This is a genomic window from Nocardiopsis flavescens, assembly GCF_900141985.1.
GTDB lineage: Bacteria > Actinomycetota > Actinomycetes > Streptosporangiales > Streptosporangiaceae > Nocardiopsis > Nocardiopsis flavescens.
Genome location: NZ_FQZK01000018.1, coordinates 39,002 through 63,224, shown reverse-complemented (window position 1 = coordinate 63,224; position 24,223 = coordinate 39,002). Strand labels below are relative to the sequence as shown.

At 73.6% G+C, this 24,223-nt stretch carries 23 protein-coding genes and 1 tRNA gene; 13 read left to right on the top strand and 11 right to left on the bottom strand.

The annotated features are described in order from the left end of the window. The first annotated feature begins 95 nt into the window (after positions 1-95). A complete protein-coding gene (locus tag BUE45_RS23725) occupies positions 96-1,400 on the top strand; it encodes a DNA cytosine methyltransferase (RefSeq protein ID WP_073381796.1) in 1,305 nt (434 codons plus the stop codon). A 586-nt stretch (positions 1,401-1,986) separates the two neighbouring features. Here BUE45_RS23725 and BUE45_RS23720 read toward each other — a convergent pair. Together BUE45_RS23720 and BUE45_RS23715 are read right to left on the bottom strand one after the other, a co-directional pair. Then, positions 1,987-2,334, bottom strand: coding sequence for a ribosomal protein L7/L12 (locus tag BUE45_RS23720; RefSeq protein WP_073381794.1), 348 nt, complete (start codon positions 2,332-2,334; stop codon positions 1,987-1,989). A gap of 231 nt (positions 2,335-2,565) precedes the next feature. Continuing rightward, on the bottom strand, positions 2,566-3,111 hold the full coding sequence (locus BUE45_RS23715; protein WP_073381792.1) for a lytic polysaccharide monooxygenase auxiliary activity family 9 protein: 546 nt from the start codon (positions 3,109-3,111) through the stop codon (positions 2,566-2,568). 801 nt (positions 3,112-3,912) lie between these two features. Between BUE45_RS23715 and BUE45_RS23710 the strand changes: the two genes are divergently transcribed. After that, positions 3,913-4,758, top strand: a complete 846-nt coding sequence (locus tag BUE45_RS23710) for an oxygenase MpaB family protein (protein ID WP_073381790.1) — start codon at positions 3,913-3,915, stop codon at positions 4,756-4,758. Here the strand turns inward: BUE45_RS23710 and BUE45_RS23705 are convergent. Together BUE45_RS23705 and BUE45_RS32695 are read right to left on the bottom strand one after the other, a co-directional pair. After that, a complete protein-coding gene (locus tag BUE45_RS23705; RefSeq protein WP_245833438.1) occupies positions 4,691-7,606 on the bottom strand; it encodes an AfsR/SARP family transcriptional regulator in 2,916 nt (971 codons plus the stop codon). The genes BUE45_RS23710 and BUE45_RS23705 overlap by 68 nt on opposite strands. Before the next feature lie 199 nt (positions 7,607-7,805). Then, positions 7,806-7,964: a hypothetical protein gene (locus tag BUE45_RS32695; protein WP_178378631.1), complete on the bottom strand. Its 159-nt coding sequence runs from the start codon at positions 7,962-7,964 to the stop codon at positions 7,806-7,808. Between the two features lie 670 nt (positions 7,965-8,634). Here BUE45_RS32695 and BUE45_RS23700 point away from each other — a divergent pair. From BUE45_RS23700 to BUE45_RS23690, 3 genes are all read left to right on the top strand, one after another. Then, positions 8,635-9,249, top strand: a complete 615-nt coding sequence (locus BUE45_RS23700) for a hypothetical protein (RefSeq protein ID WP_084737739.1) — start codon at positions 8,635-8,637, stop codon at positions 9,247-9,249. Further along, positions 9,246-9,869: a hypothetical protein gene (locus BUE45_RS23695; RefSeq protein WP_073381787.1), complete on the top strand. Its 624-nt coding sequence runs from the start codon at positions 9,246-9,248 to the stop codon at positions 9,867-9,869. Before BUE45_RS23700 ends, BUE45_RS23695 begins: the two co-directional genes overlap by 4 nt. Positions 9,870-10,677: 808 nt before the next feature. Beyond that, positions 10,678-11,319, top strand: coding sequence for a hypothetical protein (locus BUE45_RS23690; protein ID WP_245833430.1), 642 nt, complete (start codon positions 10,678-10,680; stop codon positions 11,317-11,319). A gap of 27 nt (positions 11,320-11,346) precedes the next feature. On the opposite strand, the gene BUE45_RS23685 is transcribed toward BUE45_RS23690, so the two are convergent. Continuing rightward, complete coding sequence (locus BUE45_RS23685) at positions 11,347-12,657, bottom strand: hypothetical protein (RefSeq protein ID WP_073381786.1); 1,311 nt, start codon at positions 12,655-12,657, stop codon at positions 11,347-11,349. Positions 12,658-12,787: 130 nt separating this feature from the next. Here BUE45_RS23685 and BUE45_RS23680 point away from each other — a divergent pair, with 130 nt between their 5' ends. Beyond that, positions 12,788-13,303 carry an NUDIX hydrolase gene (locus tag BUE45_RS23680; RefSeq protein WP_073381784.1) on the top strand — a complete coding sequence of 172 codons (516 nt, stop codon included), beginning with the start codon at positions 12,788-12,790 and terminating at the stop codon, positions 13,301-13,303. 51 nt (positions 13,304-13,354) lie between these two features. Here the strand turns inward: BUE45_RS23680 and BUE45_RS23675 are convergent, their stop codons facing one another. Next, a complete protein-coding gene (locus tag BUE45_RS23675; protein WP_084737737.1) occupies positions 13,355-14,989 on the bottom strand; it encodes a serine hydrolase domain-containing protein in 1,635 nt (544 codons plus the stop codon). A gap of 365 nt (positions 14,990-15,354) precedes the next feature. On the opposite strand from BUE45_RS23675, the gene BUE45_RS23670 reads away from it, so the two are divergent. Together BUE45_RS23670 and BUE45_RS23665 are read left to right on the top strand one after the other, a co-directional pair. Next, entirely contained in the window at positions 15,355-15,753 is a 399-nt protein-coding gene (locus BUE45_RS23670) for a hypothetical protein (RefSeq protein ID WP_073381783.1), read from the top strand. Positions 15,754-15,841: 88 nt separating this feature from the next. Continuing rightward, complete coding sequence (locus BUE45_RS23665) at positions 15,842-16,648, top strand: DUF2786 domain-containing protein (protein ID WP_073381781.1); 807 nt, start codon at positions 15,842-15,844, stop codon at positions 16,646-16,648. A gap of 278 nt (positions 16,649-16,926) precedes the next feature. Here BUE45_RS23665 and dnaN read toward each other — a convergent pair whose 3' ends face one another. Then, positions 16,927-18,072, bottom strand: coding sequence for a DNA polymerase III subunit beta (dnaN, locus tag BUE45_RS23660; RefSeq protein ID WP_073381779.1), 1,146 nt, complete (start codon positions 18,070-18,072; stop codon positions 16,927-16,929). 137 nt (positions 18,073-18,209) lie between these two features. Then, positions 18,210-18,677, bottom strand: coding sequence for a DUF4442 domain-containing protein (locus BUE45_RS23655; protein ID WP_073381777.1), 468 nt, complete (start codon positions 18,675-18,677; stop codon positions 18,210-18,212). A gap of 122 nt (positions 18,678-18,799) precedes the next feature. Between BUE45_RS23655 and BUE45_RS23650 the strand changes: the two genes are divergently transcribed. Both BUE45_RS23650 and BUE45_RS23645 read left to right on the top strand, forming a co-directional pair. Continuing rightward, positions 18,800-18,888 (top strand) — tRNA-Ser (locus BUE45_RS23650). Between the two features lie 226 nt (positions 18,889-19,114). Beyond that, positions 19,115-19,543 carry a DUF6892 domain-containing protein gene (locus tag BUE45_RS23645; protein ID WP_073381775.1) on the top strand — a complete coding sequence of 143 codons (429 nt, stop codon included), beginning with the start codon at positions 19,115-19,117 and terminating at the stop codon, positions 19,541-19,543. A 10-nt stretch (positions 19,544-19,553) separates the two neighbouring features. Here the strand turns inward: BUE45_RS23645 and BUE45_RS23640 are convergent, their stop codons facing one another. Beyond that, positions 19,554-20,294, bottom strand: a complete 741-nt coding sequence (locus tag BUE45_RS23640; protein ID WP_073381773.1) for a helix-turn-helix domain-containing protein — start codon at positions 20,292-20,294, stop codon at positions 19,554-19,556. A 368-nt stretch (positions 20,295-20,662) separates the two neighbouring features. Between BUE45_RS23640 and BUE45_RS23635 the strand changes: the two genes are divergently transcribed. The 3 genes from BUE45_RS23635 (at position 20,663) to BUE45_RS23625 (ending at position 22,180) form a co-directional block, all read left to right on the top strand. Next, on the top strand, positions 20,663-20,947 hold the full coding sequence (locus BUE45_RS23635) for a hypothetical protein (RefSeq protein WP_073381771.1): 285 nt from the start codon (positions 20,663-20,665) through the stop codon (positions 20,945-20,947). 117 nt (positions 20,948-21,064) lie between these two features. Next, the gene (locus BUE45_RS23630; RefSeq protein WP_143173457.1) at positions 21,065-21,430 is read left to right on the top strand and encodes a hypothetical protein; all 366 of its coding nucleotides are present in this window, start codon (positions 21,065-21,067) and stop codon (positions 21,428-21,430) included. 375 nt (positions 21,431-21,805) lie between these two features. After that, entirely contained in the window at positions 21,806-22,180 is a 375-nt protein-coding gene (locus tag BUE45_RS23625) for a VOC family protein (protein ID WP_073381769.1), read from the top strand. A gap of 151 nt (positions 22,181-22,331) precedes the next feature. Here BUE45_RS23625 and BUE45_RS23620 read toward each other — a convergent pair whose 3' ends face one another. Next, positions 22,332-23,255, bottom strand: coding sequence for a universal stress protein (locus BUE45_RS23620; protein ID WP_178378630.1), 924 nt, complete (start codon positions 23,253-23,255; stop codon positions 22,332-22,334). A gap of 67 nt (positions 23,256-23,322) precedes the next feature. Then, complete coding sequence (locus tag BUE45_RS23615) at positions 23,323-24,216, bottom strand: universal stress protein (RefSeq protein WP_073381767.1); 894 nt, start codon at positions 24,214-24,216, stop codon at positions 23,323-23,325. Between the last annotated feature and the right edge of the window lie 7 nt (positions 24,217-24,223).

Sequence of the window (24,223 nt, the reverse complement as noted above, 5' to 3'; positions counted from 1 at the left end):
CGGACGAACCGACCTGCGATGACTTCCAGCCACCGTCCACAGACCGAGTCGCCTCCAACGAGCCCGGTCCGAGTACACGGATAGACTCCAACCCCATGAAGAGCCCGGAAGAACACGTGCACCCCCTTGACGAGATCCGCATCCTGGACCTCTTCGCGGGCCCAGGCGGACTCGACGTGGCGGCGCACTTCCTGGGCTTCAAGAGCATCGGGATCGAGTGGGACGCCAATGCCTGCGAGACACGCTACGCAGCCGGCCTGCGGACCATCCACGCCGATGTGCGGGCCATGCGTGAGGATCGCTTCGACGAGATCCCGACCTCGGTCGACACCCTGATCGGTGGTCCTCCCTGCCAGTCCTTCTCCATCGCCGGAACCGGAGCCGGAAGGCGCGCTCTGGAGACGGTGAAGGACTTCATGCAGCGTCTCGTGCACGCGGATGACGAGGCCGAGATCGATCGTGAGCTGGACTCCTTCGCCGAAGATCCCCGCACCGCTCTGATGTTGGAACCTCTCCGTTGGCTTCTCAAGGCGATCGAGACCGAGGGACGCGACCCTTACAAGGTGATCGTGCTGGAGCAGGTTCCAGCGGTCCTACCGCTCTGGCAGTTGTACGCCGAACTTCTACGCAGCGGTGAAGGACGGCTCGATGGCCTCAAGTACGAGGCTGATTGCTGGACGTTGAGAACCGAGGAGTTCGGTGTTCCGCAAACACGTAAGCGAGCCGTACTCATCGCTCGTCTCCTGGAGAAGGGTGCCATCGATCGACCAGAACCGACCCACCTCCCTTTTGCTCTGAATCGACGCGACTCCACCAAAACGGATGAGAGCGAGCCCCTGCTCCCTGAGACCAAACACCGCTGGGTCTCCATGGCGGATGCCTTGGAGGCGGCGAGTCGGCCGAAGAACCCTCATGTGAACGGGTCGCGGTTCCGCACCGCCGGCAAGATGCGATTCTTCGTGGTCTCCAACTACGGATCCGGGGGAAACCCCAGGAAGCGGGGGCAACGACAATCCTGGGAGCCTGCGTTCACCGTCACTGGGAAGGTCTCCCGAAACAAGGTATATAAGAACCCTTTGGACTACTCCGCCGGAAAATACGACCGCTTCACGATCCCGGAATCCGGAGTACTTCAGACCTTCCCTCGTAATTTCCCTTGGTCCGGAAAGGATCAGGCCCAGCAGGTGGGCAATGCCGTGCCTCCTCGCCTGGGCATGCACGTGCTCGGCATGGCACTACGTAACGAGCCTCCTTCGGAAGAGGAGCTGTCGGCAGCGAGCACGTGGCCGTCCGTCCGCCCCGAGGTCACCGGGAAACTGCGTGCCTTGGGGTGCGGTGACGGAAGTCAGTGCCCTCCGGATTCTCACAAGAACACCGATTCACCTCCAAAAACGACATAATGATCAACTCACGCGTGAGAGGTCGGTCCTTCGGGACCGGCCTCTCGGCGTTTCCGGGAGCGGGAGGGGTAGCCACCGAGGGAGGGGCGTACGGGCAGTCGCGGGAGCGAGTGCGCGGGGCGCGCGTAGGGGCCGTCGGCGGTCCTGAAGGCGGCGTGCGTGCCGTGGCCGGTGGGGAGCGGCGCCGAGGCGGTGGAACCGGGCCCTGGGGCTGCGAGGGCTCGCCGAGCCCGGGGCCGGGTTCGCCGTGAACATCGCGCTGTGCGCGCCGGTCTACGGGGGTGCGGTGCTGCTGGTCTTGCGGTTGTAGGGGGGCGCGACCCGGGCCAGGGTCGCGCCGGCCGGCCGTGCTGCCGGGACGTATCGGCCCGGCGACCCCGGTGATGGCGCCGGCCGTCCGGTTCGCGGGGGACGGGGCACCGGGGCGGCGCAGACCGCCGCGGAGACGGCCGACCCGGCCTCCTGCGCGGTGCGGGGACCGCACATCGTCGCGGCGGACGGAGCGGTGGCAGGGGCGGCGATGCGCCCGCCGCTGGCCAGGGCCCGCCCGCGCCGCTGATCCGAGGGCCGCGGGCCGTCCCGCGGGTCAGCGGTCCAGGCTGGTGACGAAGCGCGCGGACTCGTCCTCGGTCATGCCGGTCTCGCGGGAGACCAGGACGACGGCCTCGGCGACGCGATCCCGGGCGAGCAGTTCGCGCACCCGGTCGGCGAGGGTGTGGCCGGGGGTGGGCTGGATGGGGACGTGGCCGCCCGCCTCCAGCGCGTCGGCGGCGTGCTTGGCCTCGGCCAGGCCCATGCCGGTGCGCTCGCGGATCAGCTTGATGGCCTCGATCTTGCGCTGGGCGCGGATGAGGCCGAGCGCCTCGTCGGCGGTGGGCCGGTCCATCGGCCGGGCCGGTACCGGGGGCTTGCGCATGCCGTCGAAGAAGCCCATGGGTACGTGCCACCCTTCTCGGAGGTCGAGGCACCGGCGGGAGCGCCCGGTTCCGCCCGCAGTGTAGCCGCGCACGCGGGGCCTCCCCCTCCCCGGGTGTCCGGCGGGGCCGGGGCCGCCGCCCGTACCGGGAACGGGGCCCCTCCCTCCGCGCCGGTCACGCGCACGTGCCGCGGCCCCCGGCCCGGGTGCGGATCCGGGCCGGGGGCCGCACGGGAGGTGCGGCCGGGGTCAGCCGCGGACGTTGACGTCGATGCAGGCGTAGAAGGCGTTGGCCGTGTCGTAGACGTTCCACACCGCGAGGATCTTCTGCGGGCCGTTGTAGCCGGACAGGTCGAGGGTGTGGGAGAAGGTCGAGGGCGGCTGCGCCCCGCCGTCGTCGAACACCGCGATCTGCTGGCCGCCGATGTAGTACTCCCAGGTGGAGGTGCGGTGGTTCGCGGTGATGGTCCAGGTGAACTCCTGGGAGGTGCCGACGTCGGTCCGCTGCCAGCCGCGGCTGTCGTCGTCCAGCTCCGAGAACTGCTGGTTGCCGCCGGAGCAGCTGGTGAGGCCCTTGGGGCCCTCGACGCTCTGGGGCTCCCACTGAATGGGGCCGCACTCGACGACGCCGGCGGCGCACTGCGCCTGGCGGCTCGGCGGGTTGGAGATGTAGCCGTGGGCATTGGCGGTGCCCATCGGCATCAGGCCGAAGAAGAGCGTGGTGGCGGCGGCGAGCGCCGTGGCGGCGCGGAGCCTGCGGTTCCTGCGGGGCGTGTCGGCCTTGGGGGTCTGCATGCGGGGCCCTTCCGTGTGGGTCATGGTCCACGGTCGTGCGGGGGCACGCCGGGGTACTCGTAGCGGGATGACCCGGACCGTCTCCGGTCCAGGGCGCGGGCCGGGTGCTCGGGGTTCGGATGGGCCCCGGACACCGGACGGTGAAGTCCCGGAAACCCCTGTGCACCGGAGTTTCCCGCCCGTTGCGAAAGACCGTAAGCAGGCCGTGACAAGGAGTGCAAGGGCCTGGTGGCGGCGCCGTCGGGCGCGGGACCGGACCGCGTCGAGGACCACTCGTGTGCGGTCGGGCCACTGGTACGGGTGGGGAGGGGGTGCTCCCCAGGAGCGGGAGCAGGGGTGATGCGGGTCACGTCGGGCGGCGGTACGCCCGGCGGGCGGACTGGACCAATCCGGGTCGGGGAGGCCGATCCACTGGACCTCACCACATGGACATATTTCCCTTACCCGACCTCGGTGCGCCCCGGCGGTCCCGTGCGGGACGTCCCGTGGCCGACCGGGAGCGGCGTCCCTGGTACGACCGGTCGGGCCTTCGCCGGTCGTCCGGGCCCCGCCGGTCCCTTCACCCTGCGCGGCACCGCGCACCCCCGGGCCGCCCCGGCCCGCCACCGCCTCACGGGATCCCCCGTCGGGCGGGACACGCACGCGGGTGAGCGAGAACACGGTCACCGCCCCGGGCTCGGCCGGCACCGCCCGGAGGCCGCGACGGGGCGGTGTCGCCGCCGCGGCGGCGGTACCCGCTCGGGGGAGGACACGGCGCGTTCCACACCGGAGAGGTGCGGCCCGTCTCTTACGATCCAGGACATGGTCCCCTGGTCAGACGAATCGCCGCTTCGGCGTATCACGGCCGAGTCCTGCCTGCTGGGCGGGGCCGGCTACGCCGTGCTGCTCCAGATCGCCCATCCCGCCGTCGCCCTCGGGGTGTCCCACCACAGCGACTTCGAGAAGCGCCCCTTCGCCCGCCTCTTCGGCACCCTCGCCTACGTCTACGGCACGGTCTACGGCACCGACGCCGAGCGCGAGCGCCTGCACGCCGTCGTCCGGGCGATGCACAAGAAGGTCGAGGGCCCCGGCTACCGCGCCCTGGACGACGACCTCCTGCTGTGGGTGGCCGCCACCCTCTGCCACAACGCCGCCCGCGTGCACACCCTGGTGTCCGGCGGTTTCCGCGACGCCGACGAGTACGCGCTCTTCCTGCGGGAGGCGTCGGTGTTCGGCACCGCCCTGGGGCTGCCCGCCGAGGCCTGGCCGGACTCGCCGGAGGCGTTCGACGCCTACTGGAAGGAGGCGGTGGACCGGCTGGAGGTGAATCCCGAGGCCCGCGACATCACCCGCCGCCTGCTCCACCCGCGCCAGCCGGTGCTGCGGGCGCTGATGCCCCTCCAGCGGCTGCTCACCGCGGGCCTGCTCCCGGAGGAGCTGCGCGAGGGGTTCGGCCTGCCCTGGTCACCGGGCAGGCAGCGGCTGTTCGACGGGGTGCTGGCCCTCACCCGGACCGTCTACCCGCTGGTGCCGCGACCGGTGCGGGTTCTGCCCGCCACCCTGTGCCTGTGGTCCATGCGCCGGGGGGACCCGGTGCGGTTCAGCCGCCGAAGCGGTCGGCCAGGGCCGCGCGGGCCCGTTCGGCGTCGGGCGATCCGACCTCGGTGAGGACGTCCACCGCCGTGCGCAGGAGCCGTTCGGCCCGGTCGGCGGCGACCGTGGGCGCGGGCAGGGTGCCCAGGGCCAGGCAGGCGCGGGCGGCGGTGTAGCGCTCGTCGCGCTCCAGGGCGACGGCGTGGGCCCTCTCCAGGGCGACCGCGGCCTCCTCGTAGTGCCCGGCGCCGGACCGGGTGATCCCCAGGTCGGTGAGGATCTCGGCGTCGCCGCTGCGGTCACCGGACTCCTCCGCCAGCGCCAGGGCGGCCCGGTGGGCCTCGACGGCCTCGTCCGGGCGACCGGCGGCACGGTAGGCGACGCCGAGCGAGTTGTGGATGTAGATCTGGTCGCCGACCAGCCCCAGCCGGCGGGACAGCCCCAGCGCCTCGTCCAGGTCGCGCAGGGCCCCGTCCACGTCGCCCAGCCCGACCTTGGCCTCCCCCATGACCCGCTTGACCAGGGCGGTCGACTCCTGGTGGTCCTCCGCGGAGTTCTTGGCCAGCGCCTGCTCCGCGCAGTGCAGGGCCTCACGGTACTGGCCCAGGCTCTGCCGGGCCACCGCCAGGTTGCCCCACTGGATGGCCTCGATCCTGCGGTCTCCCAGGGACACCGCGTAGTCGATCACCCCCTGGATGGCCTCGGCCGACTCCCGCAGCCTCCCGACCCTCTCGTAGACCATGCCGAGGTTGGCCAGGACGCGGATGATGCCGCGGTCGTCGCCCAGCCGGGTGAGCAGGTCGCGGGCCTCGACGAGCATCCGCAGGGCGTCGTCGAAGCGGCCGGAGAAGTAGTGTCCGATGCCCAGGCCGATGAGGGTGACGGCGCGGCCCCGGAGGTTCCCCTGCCGGTCGCTGATCCGCAGGGCCCGTTCCTGGGAGCTGACGAGCAGGCTCATCTTCCCGTGGAGGGCGTAGAAGCGCCACACCGAGTCGGCCATGCGCCACGCGTACTCGCCCTTGTCGAGCGAGGCGAAGTGGTCGATGGTGTCCGCCAGGCTGTCGCGGTGCCGGTCGAACCAGGCCTCGGCGTCCGACCTGCTCAGCAGCTCGGTCCGGTAGCCCAGTTTGAGCCTCTCCTCGTCCTCGACGGCGCGGGGCCCCAGGAGTTCGGCGGCGTGCTGGGCGGTCGCCAGGTAGTGCTCGGCCAGCCGCGTGCGGATCCGCTCCACCCGGTCGCCTCCGAACTCGGCGACCGCCCGGTTGCGCGCGAACTCGCGGATGAGGTCGTGCATGCGGTACACGTCGCCCTGGGGCTCGTCGAGCAGGCAGACCCCGACCAGCTCCTGGAGGATGTCGTCGGACTCCTCCGCGGGGCCCTCCAGCAGTGCGGCGCCGCCCGCCAGGTCGATGACGTTGCCGATCATCAGCCCCAGCGTCAGGAAGGCGTGGCGCTGCGCCTCGGTGAGGCTGCGGTAGGAGAGGTCGATCGCGGTCTCGACGCTCTGCCCGTCGACCTGGAGTTCGCGGAACTTCCGGTTCTGCTCGGTGAGCCGGCGCACCACGTGCTCGAAGGTCCACCTGGGGCGGCTGAGCATGCGGCCGGCGATCACGCGCAGGGCCAGGGGGAGCCCGCCGCAGATGCGGGCGATCTCCCGGGCCACGTCCTTCTCCCGCTCGACGCGCTCCTCCCCCAGTACCCGCGAGAAGAGTTCCAGGGAGGATTCCTCGTCGAACATCCCCAGCGAGAGGAAGCGCGCCCCGCTCAGTCCGGAGAGCTCGTTTCGGCTGGTGACGAGGGTCAGCGACCCCGGGGAGGACAACAGCAGCGGGCTGACCTGCGCGTAGCTGACGGCGTTGTCCAGGATGAGCAGGGTCCTGCGGCCCATGAGGGTGGCGCGCCACTGGGCGGCCCGCTCCTCCAGGGTCTCGGGGACCGACTCGGGGGCCACGCCCACCGCGCGCAGGAGGGAGCCGAGCGCGGACGACGCGTCCAGGGGCTCCTTGCCGGCGGTGTAGCCGTACAGGTCGATGAAGAGCTGACCGTCGGGATAACGTTTGGCCGATTCGTAACCGAAACGCACCGCCGTGGTGGTCTTGCCCTCGCCGCCGGGGCCGGTGATGACGCAGACCTCGGCCCTGCCCTCGTAGGACTGGGACACTTCTTCCAGGCGGCGCAGGGAGTCACGGCGTCCGGTGAAGTCGGGGAGGTCTCTCGGGAGGTCGTTGCGGACCCGGTAGCGGACCTCCGGTTCCGTTTGTTCCGTGGGGGCCCCGCGGACCTGCTGGTCCGCGTCCTCCTGAAGGATGCGGGCGTGCAGGGCGACCAGCTCGGGGCCCGGGTCGACGCCCAGCTCGTCCGCCAGCCGCGCCCGGAAGTCCTCGTAGGCGGACAGCGCCCTGGCCTTTTCGTTGGCCCTCCACAGGGCGGTGATGAGCAGGTGGTGCAGGCGCTCACGGAACGGCTCCTCCCCGGCGAGCGGGGTCAGGCGGGAGACGACCCCGTCGTACCTGCCCAGTTCCAGGGCGCAGGTCGCCCAGGCGATGACGGCCGCCCAGCGCTCCTCGCGCAGCGGCGCGACCACGGTGTGCTCCAGGGCCTGCGAGCCGACCCCCGAGAACGGGACCCCGCGCCAGCAGGAGAGCGCGGCTTCGAGGAGGGGCAGTGCGTCCTCGGGTTCGGCGCGGGCCGCCTCGTCGCGCATGCGCCGGAACCTGTGCAGGTCGACGCTGTCCGGGTCGACGTCGAGGACGTAGCCGCCGGCCGTGGTGGAGATGCGGTCGGGGAGGAGGCGGCGCAGGTGGGAGACCTGGACCTGGATGACCGAGCGCGCGGTGCGGGGCGGGTCGTCGCTCCACAGGTAGCTGATGAGCCGGTCGACGGTGACCTCGCGGCCGAGGTCCACCAGAAGTGCGCCGAGCACACAGCGCTGGCGCGGTCCGCCGATCGAAACCGGACGCCCGCCGGACCAGGCGGCAATGGGGCCGAGCACACCGAATTCCACAAGGAGCAACCCTAGCAAGGTGAATTGCGCACAGCCGGAATCCGCACATGCGAAAGGCTCCGAGTATCTCCCCCTCTATAACAGATACTCGGAGTGACCTTTCGATTACTTCAGGTCGTTACTTCTCTTCTTCCTTCGGGACCTCTTCGGCCGGGGGCTCGACCGGCTCGCCGGCGGGGGCCGGCACCTCCGGGTCGGGCTCCTGGAACGGCCGCATCTTGGCCTGGGGCACCGCGTCGGCGACGAGCGCCTCGAACCGGTCGTCGAGAGTCAGCATCTGGGGGACTCGCAATCCTCGTCTCACCGCACTCGCATAGAGCCGCAGTGTGGCCCTACGTCGCCTGCGAACCATCACGGACTTCACCGCCTTCGGGCGGACGGGCCACCCGTGGCGGACTCCGCCTCAGGGAACGCCACGGGTGGCATGTGTCCAACGAACGACGATCCGGTCGGGAGGTTCGCGAGCCGTCCTCTCGCGGCGACCGATCGTGTCGAACGCCCTCGACACTAGAGAGATCCTCTTCCAGGCCGCTTTCAGTCCACTTACAACCCCGCGGGACCCGCCCCGGGTCCGGCCGCGCGCCCCGATCACCGCCGCGGGAACGCCCCTGTCGCGGCGGGTGCGCGGTTTCCCCCGGGCGTCCTCCCGGCCCGCGGTCCGGGAATAGCGGCCGGGAACGACACGGAGCGGAATAGGCCCGCACCAAGGGTGACGCATTCGTCTTTCCCGATACCCTGGCCAGGATAGGACAAACGGTAATCCTCATGCCATTCACGTCGGCGAAATCACTCTTCCCGCGGGGGCCGGTCCGGACCCTCCGGAAGCGGCGGCGGAGCCGTCCCGACGGAGCAGGGCCGTCCGGGGGCGGAGCGGCCTCGGGTGACCGTTGTGACCTCTTCCGGCCGTTCGCTGCACGTCGGAGGCTTTTGCACCTACACTGCGGCCCGTGGTCCATCACGCCCGTCCGGACGAAACCCCCGGTCGCCCCCTCCCCTTCCTGCCCGGCGACCGTGTTCTGCGTGCCGCGATCCTCTCCGTCGGAGCCGCGGTCGCGGCCGTCGCCGTGCTGGGCCTGTACCTGACCGGCGGGCTCGCGGCGGCGTCGCCCGAGCCCCGGCCGCCCGGCACCGAACTGCGCAACGTCCTGTACCGGATCACCCCGCACGAGGCGGGGCCGGCCTCGGACGACGTGGAGGGGGCCGTGGTCCGGGTGCTCGCTGACGTGGAGCTGCACGGCTCCGACCTCCCGGTGCCGGTGTTCGACATCGGATCGACCATGGACGTGCGCCTGCTGCCCGGCGACCACCGGGTGAAGCACCCCGACCTCACCCTGACCCGCCACCCCGAGGGCGCCACCACACGTCTGCAGCCGCACATGCCCGAGGAGGCGCTCCTCTCCTGGCCGCTGCCGGAGGGCGTCTCCCCCGACGAGGTGGACACGGTCCGGATCACCGTGCACCAGACCGAGAAGCTCACCACGACCGGCGGCGCCGGGTTCTTCTGGACATCGGTCGCCGGTTCCACCGTCGGCACGGTCGACCTGCCGCTCGGGGAGGGATGACCGTGCGCTCCCGGTCCGCCCCCGGCCGCCGTCTCCTGGCCTTCGTGCTGTGCGTCGGGCTGACCGCGGCGATCTTCACCGCCCAGCGCTTCATCGTCTCCGGGGAGGCGCGGACCGGTCCCATCGCGACCGCCGGCGCGCAGGGCGCGGTGGTGGCCACGCGCGCGTTCGAGGCCGAGGTGGACCGGGTCGACGTCGCCTCGGAGATCGAGGTGACCGGCAGCTCCATCGGCGACGCCGAGAGGGTCGCCGCCAACGGGGTGTGGGTGGTGGTCTGGACCCGGGTGACCGCCCTGGAGAACACCGTGCACGGGATCCCGGCGGAACTGCGGATGGCCGACGGTGTGGTCTACGGGGAACGGGGCTGGTTCCGGGCGTCGCTGGAGCGGGCGACCTTCTCCCCCGCGATCCCCCAGCGCGGCGCGTTCGTCTTCGAGGTTCCCGCCGAGCGCCTGGACGGTCCGACACTGGTGCTCACGCACCGGCCCGGCTACGAGCAGCGGCTGTCCTCGCGGGTGGAGATCGACCTGGGCGGGGTCGCAGCCGAACCGGGCCCCGACGCGGTGGTCCTGACCGAGCCCGAGATCGACATGGGGGAGGCGTCGGATGCGTCCGAATGAGCCCGGGGACCCCCGGGACCCCCGTCGCGGCGACGCTCCGCGCGCAGGCGGGAGTCCCGGCGGCGGAGAGCCCCCCGCCTCCCCGTACCGCATGCCCGGTCCGCCGGCCGGGCCTCCCCCGGCGGGGCGGCCCGACGGCTACGGCGGGTACCCCGCGGACCGCCCCGGCACGGCGGGCGACCCGGGCCCCGGTCGGCCGGACCCGCGGATCCCCCGCCGCCCGGTGCGCAGGCGTCCGGAACCGGTGGATCGGCCCGCAGAGGCCGACGGGGGCTTCCCCCGGAGGCGTCCGTATCCGCCCCAGGACCCGCGGGGGCCCGTGGGCGGGCCGCCGCTCGCCGGTCCCCGCCCTGTTCCCGGCCCTGTTCCCGGACCCGTGGGCGGCCCGGCGGAGCGGCCCGGAACGGGCCGGCCCTCCGGGGCGTACCCTCCGCAGGGTCCGCGCGGACGGCACCGGACCCCCCGGGACGGCTCCGGAGCACCGGAGTCCGCGGGACCGGCCTCCCCCGGCCGCGGCCCGGCGTCCCCGGGTCCCCGGACCGGCGCCCGGGAACCCGGGGACGGACGCCGCCCCGGGGCGTATCCCGCGCAGGACCCGCGCGGCGGGAACCCGCGCCCCAGGCGCGCGGACCGCGGTCCGTCCGACCGCTCCCGGGGCCCGGGACCGCTCCCCGGCGCGCCGCCGGCCTCCCCGGCGTACGCGGGACCTCCTCCCGGGCCCGGGGTCCCCGGAGGCCGTCCGGGGCGGGGCGGACCCGGTTTCGCGGAGCCCGCTCCCCCGCACCCGTCCGCCGGCGGCCCTCCCGCGGTGTGGGCGCCCCCGCTCACCGGGGCCCGGGGCAAGGCCGTCCGGCACGGCCGACCGCTCTGGAAGCGCCTGCACCTGCCCTACGCGGTGGTGCTGGCGCTGCTGTTCCCGCTGATGCTGGTGTGGCCCTACATGACCGAGGTCGGCGACGGGAGGGAGGCCGGGCTGATCCCGCCCGAGCCGCGGCCGGTGGCCGTCGGCGAGACCGCCGTCCTGGCGGGCAGCGAGTGGCGGGTCACCGGCTACATCACCGGTTTCCTGGGCTCCTCCGAGCCCCCGCCCGAGGGTCTGGAGATCCTCGACGTGGGCTTTCGGGTCACCCCCGGCGACGAGGGGGCCGCCGAGCTGCTGCGGCACAGCTGCGCGTTCCGGGCCGTGGACGACCGGGGGCGCTCCTGGGAGCGCACGCACCTGTTCTCCCTGCGCGATTTCGGCGAGGAGGCGGGCGACGGGGCCTACGGCTGCACCACCGCCGAGGGCGAGACGGTCGCCCCCGGCCGGGAGCAGTCGATCATCCTGTCGTTCCTGGTGCCCGCCGACGCGGTCGAGGGGCTCCGCTACGAGGTCACCGTCGACACCTCCGACGACCCCGAGCGGCCCCGGCCCGAGGCGCTGGTGTTCGAGGCCGAGGTCCTGGAGTAGCCCCGGGCCCACGGCCGCGGCCCCGGGTCAGCGGGCGTGGCGGGAGCCGTGCGGGGACACGTGCCTCGCCGTCCGGCGCACCCGGCGGCCCACGCTGTCCTCCTCGGCCTTGCGCAGCGCGATCTCGAAGGCCGCCGCCAGCAGGCACACCCGCAGCAGCATGTGCAGGGAGTCCACCGCGAAGTCGATGGGCTGGAGCCACGGCCACCACTGGGCGTGCAGCGGGCCGGGGCCGCCCAGGACGAACACCAGCCGGTGCAGCCGCGTGAACGCGACCTCCAGCAGCACGAAGCACAGGGAGTACGACAGGTAGAACACCGGTCCCACGCGCAGGACGAAGCGCAGCGCGTTCAGGCACGGGTAGACCTGGTCCCTGAGGTCGCCGCCGACGAACCGGTCGAAGAAGCGGCCGGCGCCCGCCACCCGGTTGACCGCCCGGTCGAAGCCGTCCCGCTCCCGGCGGGCCTCGAACACGGAGTCGTGGTCGCCGACCTGGGCGCGGTAGACCACCGCGGCGATCGTCAGCCACAGCAGCGGGCCCACGAAGCCCGTCGAGAACGCCTTCCACACCCCGGCCCACCACACCTGCGCCTGCGCGTGGAGGTCGGGCAGGCCGACCAGCGCGCCGGCGCCGTCCACCAGGCCCGTGACCCCGGTCCGGATGTCCACCCAGAAGACCCGGCCGGTCAGCCAGGTCTCCGCCTGGGTGATCGCCAGGCCCAGGGAGAACAGGAACATGAACACCCACACGCCTTCGAACAGGGCGGTGAGCACGCCCAGGACGGCGCTGTGGCGCTTGCGGTAGAAGTGCGAGGTGAGCTTGCGCAGCAGCCACGCGGAGACGGCGACGATGAGGGGCAGTCCGTACCAGGGCACCTTGAGGGGCGCTTCGAAGGCCTCCAGGCCGCCGCTGTTGATCAGGGCGATGCTGTACAGGTCGTACTGCTCGCGGATCAGCCCCCAGGCGGCGTAGAACAGGAGGAACGGCAGGATCGCCAGGGCGACCCCGTCCACCACGCGGCGCTCGCGCTCGGCGAACCCGCGCTTCCCGTCCCTGCGGACCACCTCCGAGCTCAGCTCGGCGTCGATGGTGGGCAGTCCGGGCCGCAGGAGCTGGAACATGACCACGAACGTGACCAGGGTGACCAGGAGGGTCAGCCCCAGGCCCGCCGTGGAGAGCGTCTGCTCGACGTCGGCCAGCCGGACCAGGCCGCGCATCAGCAGGGCGTGCACCAGCATGCCGACCGTGTGGACGCACAGGAGAGGGACCCAGTAGCGTGCGGCCAGGCCGAGAGCGTACACGGGCAGGAGGGCGGCGGAAGTCGTCGAGCGGGCCATGGGTTCTTGAAGGGTAGAGGGCTGTGGAGGGGCGCGGCGGACCGCGTCCGGTCTCCGTCGCGTCCGGGTGCTCCGGCCACGGGCGGCGGCCGGCGCGCGGGGGCCGACGCGCGGGAGTCAGGAGGGCTTGATGGAGGACGGCGACGGCAACGGCTGGGTGCACCTGCCGGACGGGTCCAGGCGCTGGGGAGTCTACGGGGCCGCGGGGCTGTTGTTGTACGGGGTCGACATGGCCGGAACCGGACATGTCCTGCTGCAACACCGCGCCGAGTGGACTCACATGGGCGGCATGTGGGGCATCCCCGGCGGCGCGCGCAACCGCGACGAGACACCGCTGGAGGCCGCGGTCCGGGAGTTCCGCGAGGAGATCGCGGGCGATCTCGGCGGGTACACGGTGGTGGGGGTGCACGAGCACGACCTGGCGGTGTGGCGCTACGACACCTTCTTGCTGAGCGTGCCGGGCCTGGCCCCCTTCACGCCCGGCAACGACGAGAGCATCGAGGTGCGGTGGGTACCGGTGGCGGCGGCGGAGTCGCTGCCGCTGCTCCCCGCGTTCCGGACGGCGTGGCCCGGCCTGCTGGCGGACCTGCGGCGGTCCGCGGAGGCGCCGCGGGTCCTCAGAGGGGATCCCGCGGGCGGGGAGTGAGCCCCCGGGCGGGCCCGCGGCACCCGGGTGCCGTCCGGCCCGCCCGGGGGCTCAGCGGTCGCCGTCCCCCGGCCCCTCCGCGGACGGGGAGCGGCCGGCGCGCGCACTCCCCCGCACCGCGAGGCGGGCGCAGCGGGCCGCGAGCACCGCGGCGCAGCCCAGGGACCGGGCGGCCAGCGCCGCCCAGAACGCGGGGAACAGGTAGGGCGGCTGGAACCACGCCATGTCCCGGCCCTGGAACAGCCACCCGAGCACCTCGTGCAGGCCCAGGAGCAGCGCCGGCGGCAGCGCGTAGGGGAGCAGGCGCGCCGCCGTCGCCCAGCGCGCCCGGCCCGAGCGCGAGCGCGCCCAGGCGTCGGCCCTGCGCACACCGCGCACGCCGAGCGGCACGGCCGCGGCGGCCCCGGCGAGCAGGGCGGCGTCCAGCCACAGCAGCTCCGCGGCCCCGGCCCCCGGCCGTTCCGGGGCGGTGCCGGAGTCCACGAGTTCGATGAGCGCGTCGGCCAGCCAGCCCGCCCCGGCGGCCGCGGTGCCGCTGTTGGCCATGACCGCGATGCCGTGCCCGCTGTCCGGCAGCAGCGCCTGGTGGGCGGTGGCGGTCATGATCTGCCCGCTGTGCTCCACGACCGGTGCACCCGAGCCGGTCTCCCCCAGCGACCACCCCAGCGCGTAGGAGCCGGACCCCTCCGAGGGGGTGTGCAGGGCCTCGAACCCCTCGGGGGACAGCAGGCCCGTCTCCGCGCCGCCCGGTCCGCGGCCCCCGCTGCCGTGGGCGATGAGCCAGGCCCCCATGTCGCGGGCGCTGCTGAGGACACCGCCGGACCCGTTCCCGAACCCGGGCGGCTCGTCCGCGGGGATCGCCAGGCCGAGCACGACGACGTGGCCCCGCGCCCCGGCGGGCAGGTCCAGGTCGGTGTCGATCGTGGTGCTGTCGTCCATGCCGAGCGGGGCGAACACCTCCGCGCGCAGGTGGTCCGCGAAGGGGCGGCCGCCGACCACCTCGACCAGGCGGGCGGCCACCTGGTAGTTCGGGTTGTGGTACTCCCAGCGGGTGCCGGGCTCGGCGGCGAGGCCGGCGCCGCGCAGGTCGGCCACGGCCCCGCGCAGGGTGAGGGTGTCCCGGCCGCGGCTGTAGGAGGCGAACTCGGTGTCGGACATGCCGGAGGTCTGGTCGAGCAGGTGGCGCACGGTGATCCGCTCCGCGCGGGGGTCGGCCATCGTGAACTCGGGCAGGTGCTCGCGCACCGGGTCGTCCAGGTCCAGTTCCCCGGCCTCGGCCAGGCGCAGGACCGCCAGGGCGGTGAACGACTTGCTGACCGACGCCACGGCCATGGGCGTGCCCGCGGTCACCGGGGCGCCGTCCGGGGCGGTGCCGTACCCGCCCGCGTGCACGATGTCGGTGCCCTCGGTCACCACGACCGCGGCCCCGGGCAGGCCGGTCGCCTCCAGGTAGTCCTCCACGAGGGCGTCGACGGCCGCGGGATCCGGGGTGCGCGGACCGGAGGCGACCGCGGGAGGCGCCGCGGCGGCCGCGGCGGGGAGGGCCGACAGGAGCAGCAGCGCGCAGGCCCCGAGCAGCGGCGGGGCGGTGACCCTGGTGCGCAGGAGCCTGAGGGGCCGGGTGTCGGCGGTGCGCCGGGCGGGGCTGTCGCGGCGTTCAGCGCGGACGGGGGGTGGAAGGGCCATGCAAGAACGCTAGGAACGCGGTGCCCCTTCCGCCCAGGGTGCACCCCTCCGGGTTCACCTGTGGTTTCCCTCAGGTCGGCCGCGGGCCCGTCGCCGGGCGGTCCGCGCGGGCCCTCCGAACCCCTCCGGCGCGGGGATCCGCGGAGCCGCGGGATCCGGGCACTTCCGGAGGGGCCCGTTCGTTGACCCGTCGTGGTGCGCGTTTCCCCGCTGCCGTCCACAGACCGCCCCCGCGGGGTGCGGCGCGGGCACTCCGGGGTAAGTCAGGGATGTGCCCTGATGTGCGCGCGGCCCGGGGCAGTGCATGCTGGTGGAGACGGCCCGTTCCGGAGCGGTCGTCACGCGAACGGACTGGAGCGGTGGACATGACGCTGGAGCGCGGTAACGCATTCACTCCCGTCGCCTCGGCGACGATGATCTGGCCCTGGACGACGTCCGTCCTGGGCGGCGCCGCGGGCGGGGCCCTCTTCTTCCTGCTCAACCTGGGCGGCGGGCTGCTCCCCGCCGTCATGTCGGGCCTGGGCGCGGCCGTGATCTTCTTCTCCCTCGTCGGCGGCGTCGGCGGTGTGATCAGCAAGAAGTCCGACCGGCGGGGCCGCCGCTACGCGGCCAACTTCCCCTTCCGCTACGCGGCCGTGCCCGCCGTCGTGGGCGGTGTGGGCTACGGGATCCTCTCGCTGAGCCTGTTCGGCGGCCTGTTCGCCGCGCTCGCGATCTGGGCGACCGTCGGAGTGATCGCGATGGTACTCGGAGACAAGAAGTAGGCTCGGTGTTTTCCGCCCAGGTGCGGAAGAGGGAGAACACACCTACGGGAGCGACCGGGCGCCGATGACTGAAGCTGCTCGTCAGAAAATGGTCGAGCGGGTCCGAGGGCTCCTCCGCATGGCGGAGGACCCCTCGGTCACTGATGCCGAGAGCCAGGCGTTCACCGCCAAGGCCGCCGAGCTGATGACCCGCCACGCGATCGCGGAGGCCGAGGCCCGCGTCGAGCGGGGTGAGGAGCCCGACGCGATCGGGCGTATGGACTACACCGTGTCCGGGGTGGGCGGCCACGGCAAGGCCCGGGTACGGGCCCTGGCCGACATCGCGGCCGCCTACGGCTGCCAGTCGGCGGTCCGGGGCAACTCCTCGGAGAACACCGACCGGGTGCTCATCCTGGTGGGGACGGTGAGCGCGCTGGACGCGCTGCGCATGCTCATGCCGTCGATCTCCATGCAGATGGAGTCCTCGGCCAAGTTCATGAGCTCCGGGCACGTGACCGACATCCGGGAGCTGCGCAACTACACGCGGTCCGAGCTGGAGACCGAGCGCAAGCGGTACTACCGGTCGTTCGTGCGCGCCTACGGGCAGGCGGTGGCCGAGCGCATCCGCGAGTTCCGCCGCCGCCTCCAGGAGGCGGCGCGGCCGACCGGCGCGGGTGCGGGGCCCGACGGCGAGGTGGCGTCCGCGCGGGGCGCCGAGCTGGTCCTGAGGGCGGACGTGCACCGGGTCCAGGAGGAGTTCCAGAAGCAGTTCCCGCAGCTGCGCAAGCACCGGCCCGAGCGGACGCACAGCGCCGCGGGGGCCAGGGCGGGCTACCAGCGGGGACGGCAGGCCCAGCTCGGCCTGGAGACGTCCGTAACCGGCGCGGGTTCATCCTCTCTGCCCACGAGCGAGTAGCCGCACCCGGTTCACGAGAATTGGGCAGATTGTCCTGCTTTATGATGATTCTCGATGTCGGAAACGGCCCGGTTCCACAAAGTTTTCCACAGGCTGTGCACAGAATCGCCACTGGCGACGTTCTCGCACGTCAAAGCGGAAATGCGAGCGAGAACGAAGGGTGATTCAGGTGCTCCTGGGGCTGATTACCCCTGGTTATCCACAGGTTCGCCGCCATCCTGTGGAAAACCTTGTGGATAACTCGGCGGCAAGCTGTGGATAAGACCCGAATCCGCTGATCAGGACACCCGCAACGGCTGCACCAGATACCGGAAAGCGGGGGCGTCGCCCTCCTTCGCCGGGACATCGGTGAACACGGCGGGTTTCGTCGGCTCCGTGAAGTTCAGGTGGGCGGTGTCCGTGCCGATCGCCGACAGGCCGTCCACCAGGTAGTCGGGGCGGAACGCCACCCGCAGCGGGTCACCCTGGTAGTCCACGGCGATCGCCTCCACGGCCTGGGCGTCCTCGCCCGAGCCCGCCTCCAGCGACACCTCGCCCTCGGTGAAGGCCAGACGGAGCGGGGTGTGCCGGTCGGCCACCAGCGCCACCCGCTTCACCGCCTCCGCCAGCGGGGCCACCGCCACCTCGGCCCGGGACGCGAACTCCGCGGGGAACCAGGCGGCGTACTTGACGAAGTCGCTGTCGATCAGCCGGGTGGTGCTGCGCCGGTCCCCGTTCTCGAAACCGATCGTGCCCTCCCCCGGCGCCAGGCCGCCGGCCGCGCCCGAGGACAGGGCGACCTCCACGTTGGAGCCGCCGATGACGCCCCGCACCATGTCGTGCAGGGTGCGGGCGGGCACCAGCGCCGACGTGTCGATGCCCGGGTCCTGAGGCTTCCACCACAGGTCGCGCACCGCGATGCGGTAGCGGTCCGTGGCCACCACGCTCAGGGTGTCGCCCGTGAAGTCCAGGTAGGCGCCGGTCAGCATCGGCAGGGTGTCGTCGCGGCTGGCCGCGGGGGTGACCTGCCGGACCGCCTCCGCGAAGGCGTCGGCGGGCACCGAGCCCACGCGCTCGGGCATGCCGGGCAGCGTGGGGTAGTCCTCCAGCGGCATCGTGATGAGGGTGAACCGCGCCGCGCCGCCGCTGACCCGCACCCTGGTGCCGTCGGTGTCGATGTGCACGGAGCCGCCGGGCAGGGTGCGGACGATCTCGGCGAGCAGCCGTCCGGGGACCAGCGCCGCCCCGGCCTCCTCCGCGAGCACCTCGACGGAGGAGCGCGCCGAGACCTCGTAGTCGAACCCGGACAGGTGGAGGGAGGAGCCGCCGTCGGGGACCTCCAGGCGCATCCCGGCCAGCACCGGCACCGCCGGGCGGTTCGGCAGGGCGCGGGCCGTCCAGGCGACGGCTTCGGCGAACGCGTCGCGGTCCACACGCAGTTTCACGGTCTCTGCCTCCTCGTCGGCGTGGTCAGGGTCAACCTACCCATCGGTGCCGACAAATCGACGTGCCCCGGACGGGCCCGTGAAACCGGGCGCGACCAGGGCCGATCGTGTTCGGTATGTGGCTGTTGGGGCGGGAGTCACTTGCGGTTCGGCTTGAGGGTCCACACGATCGTCATCCTGCCCGTGACGGTGCCGTCCGCCATGCGGATCTCCACGTCGATGGGGAACTCGGGGCGCCGGCCGCCGTCGAGCTCGGCGATGATCTCGCTCCGCGGGCGGCCGAGCACGGCCTCGGCGGTCATGTCGCCGGTGGCCATCTTGAGGAAGTGGATCTCGGACCTGGTCGGCAGCGGCAGCGCGCGGTCCATGGTGTCGCCGAAGGTGCCGATGATGATGGCGCCGGAGGCGGACTCGGCCAGGGTGAACATCGCCCCGGCGTGCGCGCCGCCGATGTGGTTGTGGTGCTCGGGGGTGTCCGGCAGGGTCATCACGGCCCGGCCGAAGTCGAGCTCCTCGAACGACAGGCCGAGCGTGCGGGCGAAGGGCACCGCGGCCAGGAAACCGGACTTGACCATCTCCGCCGTCTCGGCGTTCATGTTTGCCATACGCCGAATGTTACTTGCGAGTAACCCCCGTGCGCCACCCGCCCCGCGGCGACTTCCCCGGCGGGCGCGTGGCGGCGGGGCGCGTCGGCTACGATGACTCGCGGAGACCCGAAGGGGTCCCGGGAGGGTTCGCATAGCGGCCGAGTGCAGTGCTCTTGAAAAGCACCAAGTCCTTGACGGGACTTCATGGGTTCAAATCCCATACCCTCCGCAGAACCGGCGCGTTCGAGCAGGTCGGTGCGCCGGAGCAGAAGCAGCGAAGGCCGGTGGTCCGGGTCCGGGGCGCGGAGGGTGCGCACGGGCCCGGGGCACCGGCCTTCGGTGTTCTCGCCCTCGGCCGGGGTCGTTCGCCGGCGGGCCGGCGGCCGGGCGCGCCCGGCCGCGACCTGCGGGAGCCGGGTCCGGCGGGTGTCGCAGGGGTGGTCTAGGGTCGCGGCATGACCGCCTTCAAGGACTTCAATTTCAAGCTCCTCGTGATCGAGCAGCTCATGTACACCGACGAGGTGCTGGCGCCCCCGTTCCGGATCGCCGACGTCCTCCGGGAGCAGGGCCACGGCGGCGACGCGTGGAAGTACGCGTACGAGAACGACCTGGCGTACAAGGTCATGCCGCAGGCACGGGAGTACTTCGAGCGGCTGGAGATCGGTACCGACCTCCTCGCCACGGTGGAGGAGCTGTGCCTGGACGGCGGGAACGAGGTCTACCAGGAGTGCGCCCCGGTGTGGGACGGGGAGGACGACCTGTTCGACGTCGCCTCGCTGGACGACCTCGACCTGGTGCCGAACCTGCGGCGCGTCCTGGGCGCCGAGTTCCTCAACGAGGAGCAGCAGGCGGTCCTGCTCGCCCGCGGGATCGAGGCGGACTGAGGACGGGGCGTCAGCGCTCGCGGGGCTCGGGCCGGACGGTCCGGGCGGTCTCCGGCGCGGCGGCGGTCCGCTGCGCGGCGGCCCGGTCCGCGGGGGCCGCGTCGGGCTCGGCGTCCTCTTCGCCCTCGGAGTCCGCGTGCAGGGAGTCCGCCAGGGTGTCCCACACGTCGGAGATGTAGCGCCGGTCCCTCCGCGACAGGCGGGCGTCCGTGGTCTTGACCAGCATCGCCACCACGGCGATGCCGTCGCCCTCCTGGGGGTGGAACACCTCGTAGTCGATGACCGGCCCGGACACGAGGACCTCGGCGATCTCGGCGGGGACCGAGGAGGGGTCGGTGTCGGGGCGGGCGCGCGCCGGGGACTCGGCGCCGCCGGAGGGGTCGTCCTCGCCCATCTCGGCCGGCGCGTACTTGAGCACCAGGTCCTTCTCACCGTGCGGGGCCCCGAAGTCCACACGGATGCGGGAGGACTCGCCCTGCCCCCGGGCGGCCACGACCACGCCCTGGCCGTAGGCGTCGTGGGAGACCCGGTCGCCCACCTCGGCCGTGGGCTCCGCCTCCTCGTCCGCCAGGCTCCCGAGCACGCGGTCCAGGGAGGCCCAGGTGGACTTGTTGGGTTCCACCAGGTCGGCCTCGATGTTCCGGATGGTCCCGCGCGACACCCCCACCAGGCCCGCCAGCTCGTTCTGGGACAGTCCCAGTTCATTGCGCCGGGCCTTGACCAGCGCCCCCCTCGTCGGCTTGTCCGCCATGATCCGCCTTCCCGCGAGTACTCCGTGTCCAAGGTTACTTCCGACGGTGCCTGTTGTGCACGGGGAGGACGGAGTACCGGGCAGTCGGTCTCCTCGTGTGCACAACGAACACACCGGGCACTATTGACCAATGCGCACCTTCGCCTTGCACAATCTTGACCAGATGTGCCATCATCACCGGGCGGGTCACAGGAGCCGTTCGGTCCACCGAGTGCGCCGGGCGTCCCGGGCCCGCGCCGGAACCGGGTTCCGGCCCCGGCCGCCGTGGACTCGGGGGCGTCCACGGCGGCCCTCCCGAAGAGGCCCCCGTACCGCGCAGCCGACGCGGGCACCGACCACCCGTCCGCCCCTCCTGAGGAGCAGCAGCCATGATCCCCGCGCACCAGTACCCCGTCCCGACCACGACCCGGCGCGCCCGCACCGAGGCGTTCTCGGACGCGAGCCGGTCTCGGGAGGGCGGGATCGACGCCGCGGCACTGCGCGAGGCGCTCGCCGCCGCGGCCGAGCACCTGCGCCGCTGGAGGGGCGAGACCGGCGACGGCCGGGCCCAGGCGCTGGAGGACGCGGCGCTGATGGGCGCCGTCAACGCCGCGGTGGTCGCCTACGAGGACGCGCGGGTCTCCGCGCTCCTGGCCGTCGACGCCATGCCCTGACCCCCGCTCGCCGCGACCGCCCCGCCCGGGCGGCGCGCACGGCGGAACCGCTGTCTCCTTCTTCGGGACCTCTTCACAAGATCTGAGCAACTTTGAACACATGACTGGAGCTGAACCATGGGCAGGGACGGGAACGGACGCCACCGCAGGCCGCGCAGGTCACCGGTGTCACGGCTGTGGTGGCTGTGCGCCTCGGCGCTGGCCTGGGTGCTGAGCCCGGTGGCGCGCGTCATCGACGGGCCGAAGGACCGCAGGCTCCGCGCGGCGCTGGAGGCACCGCCGGTGCGGCCCGCCCTGGAGGCGGCGCCCGCCCGGCCCGTCCCCGCGCTGCCCGCGGTGCCCCGCCCGCGCCCGGCCCCGCTCCCGGACGGGTACGACGACGCCGGGGCGGAGTCCCTGGTGCGCCCGTACATGGCCGTCCGCGTGTCCCCCGACCTGCTCATGGGTGAAGCCTCCGCCGAGGACGGGTACCGGTTCCGCTGAGGGCCGCGGTTTCCCCGGCCGGTCCCCCGCCGCCCGCAGGCTCTCCGGAGCCGCGGGGAGAACGGGGCCCGCCCGCGCTCGACAACGGCCACGCTCGGCGGCCACCGGATCCCGCGGTCCCGGCCGGGACCTGCCGGTCCGGTCCCGCGCGTGGTGGGCGGCGCTCCGGGGCCTCCCCCGACGGCCCGCCCGGCCTGCGGTCGGGGCCTCCTCCGGCGAGCCGGGCCGTGCGCCGCCGGCCAGGGCACGCGGGCGGGGACACGGCCGTCCCCGGTGGGAGCGCCGGCCGACACCGTACCGTCCCCGGCCCCCCGACGCCCCGTCCCGAGCGGCCGGAACGTCGACAGGGCCGGGGGCGCGTGGCAGGCTGCGGGCATGATCGGACGACTGCACACGTTTGTCTACGACTGCCCCGAACCCGAGGCGCTGGCGGGGTTCTACGCGGAGCTGCTGGGCCGGCCCGTGACCGAGCGGGAAGAGGACTGGGTGACCGTCGGCGACCCCCGGGAGTGGCCGGTGCTCGCGTTCCAGAGGGTGGAGGGGCACCGGGCGGCCGCGTGGCCGGACCCCGAACGGCCGCAGCAGGCGCACCTGGACGTGTGGGTGGAGGACATCGACACGGCGCAGGCACGGGTGCTGGAGCTGGGCGCGGCGCTGCTGCGCACGGAGGAGGAGGGCGGCCGGGTGTGGTTCCGGGTGTACGCGGACCCCGCCGGACACCCGTTCTGCCTGGAGTACGACGCCCGGTGAACCCGGGGGCCGGGCGGCACGGGGCGCCGCCCGCGGTGGCCTCCGGCGTCGGCGGCCGTGCCGCTTCCGGGGGCCGTCCCGGAGCACCGCCCGCCGCGTGAGCCGGGGGCACCGCCCCCGGCGGGCCCGCGCGGGCCCGCCGGGGGGCCGGTCAGTCCTCGTCCGCGTGCCGGGGCAGCACCACCACCGGGATCGCGGAGTGGTGCAGCACCCCCTGGCTGACCGAGCCCAGCAGCAGCCCGCGCACGGTGCCGCGTCCGCGCGAGCCGACGACGATCGCGTCGGCGCCCTCGGCGGCCTCTAGGACAGCGTTCACCGGCCCGTTCCGGGTGCGCACCACCGTGACGTCGACGTCCACGTCGTCGCGCTGCTCGTCAATGGCCTCCGCGAGGAGTTCGGCGACCAGCTCCTCGGACTGCTTCTCGAACAGGTCCTCCTGGGGCTGGTAGCCGGCCGCGGTCATCGCGACGGGGTCGTAGGGGTAGGGCACCTCCCAGCTGTGCACCACGACCAGTTCGCCCTCGGCCTCGGCGGCCAGGGACACCGCCAGGCCCAGGGCGCGGCGTCCGTTGCGGGAGCCGTCGACGCCGACGACGATCCGCTTCAGCCCCGTGGTCGCGGGCGCGCCCCCGTGCGAGGGCACCACCACGACCGGGCAGGGCGCCTGGGCGGCCACCCGAACGCTCACCGAGCCGACGAACACCGCCTTGACGGTGCCCATCCCCCGGGTTCCCACCACCAGCAGGTCGTGCGGGTGGCACTGGCGCAGCAGGGCCAGCGGCGCCTCCTCCAGGGCGGTGACGGTCTCGGTCCCCACCCCCGGCCGCGCCCTGCCCACGTGCTCCACCGCGTTCCGCAGGACCTCGGTGGCCTGCCCCCGGATCTCCTCGGTCGGCTCGAACCTGGCCGGGCCGCCGTACGCGGACACGATCAGCGGCATGCCCAGGGCGTGCACGATCCGCAGCGGCACCCCCCGGCGCTCCGCCTCGGCCGCCGCCCACTCCAGGGCCGCCTGCCCGTTGTCCGATCCGTCGATGCCCACCACCACGCGCGGTGTGCGGTCCTCGTTCACCATGTGACAACCCCCTTCAGGCACCCATCATCACCGAGTACACCCCATGGTGCGGTGAGCGGCACAGGGCTCAAGGCCACCGGTCCGGGGACCTTCGGGCACGGTTTCCGGGCCCCGCCGGCCCCGCGCCGGTCTCACCGGCGCGCGGGGGCAGGACGGCCACCGGGACTCCGGCGCGGTTCAGCACCCCCTGGCCGACCGAACCCAGGACCAGTCCGTGCACCCCGCCGCGCCCGCGCGAGCCGACGACGATCATGTCGGCGTCCGCTCCGGCCTCCAGGAGCGCCTGCACGGGGTCCCCCTCGACGCGCACGGCCTCGACGTCCAGGTGCGCGGTGCGCCCGTCGACGGCCTCGGCGAGTTCCCCGGCCACGAGGTCGCCGGGCCCCCGGCCGGACGCCGTCCCGGCGGCCGGGGCGCCGGCGCCGCGGGCGTGGACCACGGTCACCGAGGCGCCGGTGGCCAGCGCCTCCCGGAGGGCGAAGCGCAGGGCGCGCCGGGAGGGCGGCGAGCCGTCCACCCCGACCACGACGCGTCCCCGGTACCCGCGGGGCCCGGTGTCGGGGACGACCACCGCCGGGCAGGGCGCGTGGGCGGAGGCGCGCACGGCCGCGGAGCCGAGCAGGAGGGCGCGCACCGGGCCCAGCCCCCGCGAGCCCACCGCGATGACGTCCCCGGCGCGGGCCTCCCCCAGCAGGACGGCGGGGGCGTGCTCGGCGGCCAGGACGGTGACCACCTCGATGTCGGGGCGGGCCCGGCGGGCGTACCCGGCGCTCTCGGTGAGCAGCCCGTGGGCGGCGCGCAGCCTGTCGCCATCGCCGGCGGCCGGGCCCGTCCCGTGCACGATGCGCAGCGGGACCCGGCGGCGGGCGGCCGCCTCGACCGCCCACACCAGCGCGGCGCGGGCACCGGACGAGCCGTCCACCCCCGCGACCACCGCCGGCGGGATCTCCCTTTCGTTCATCCTCGGC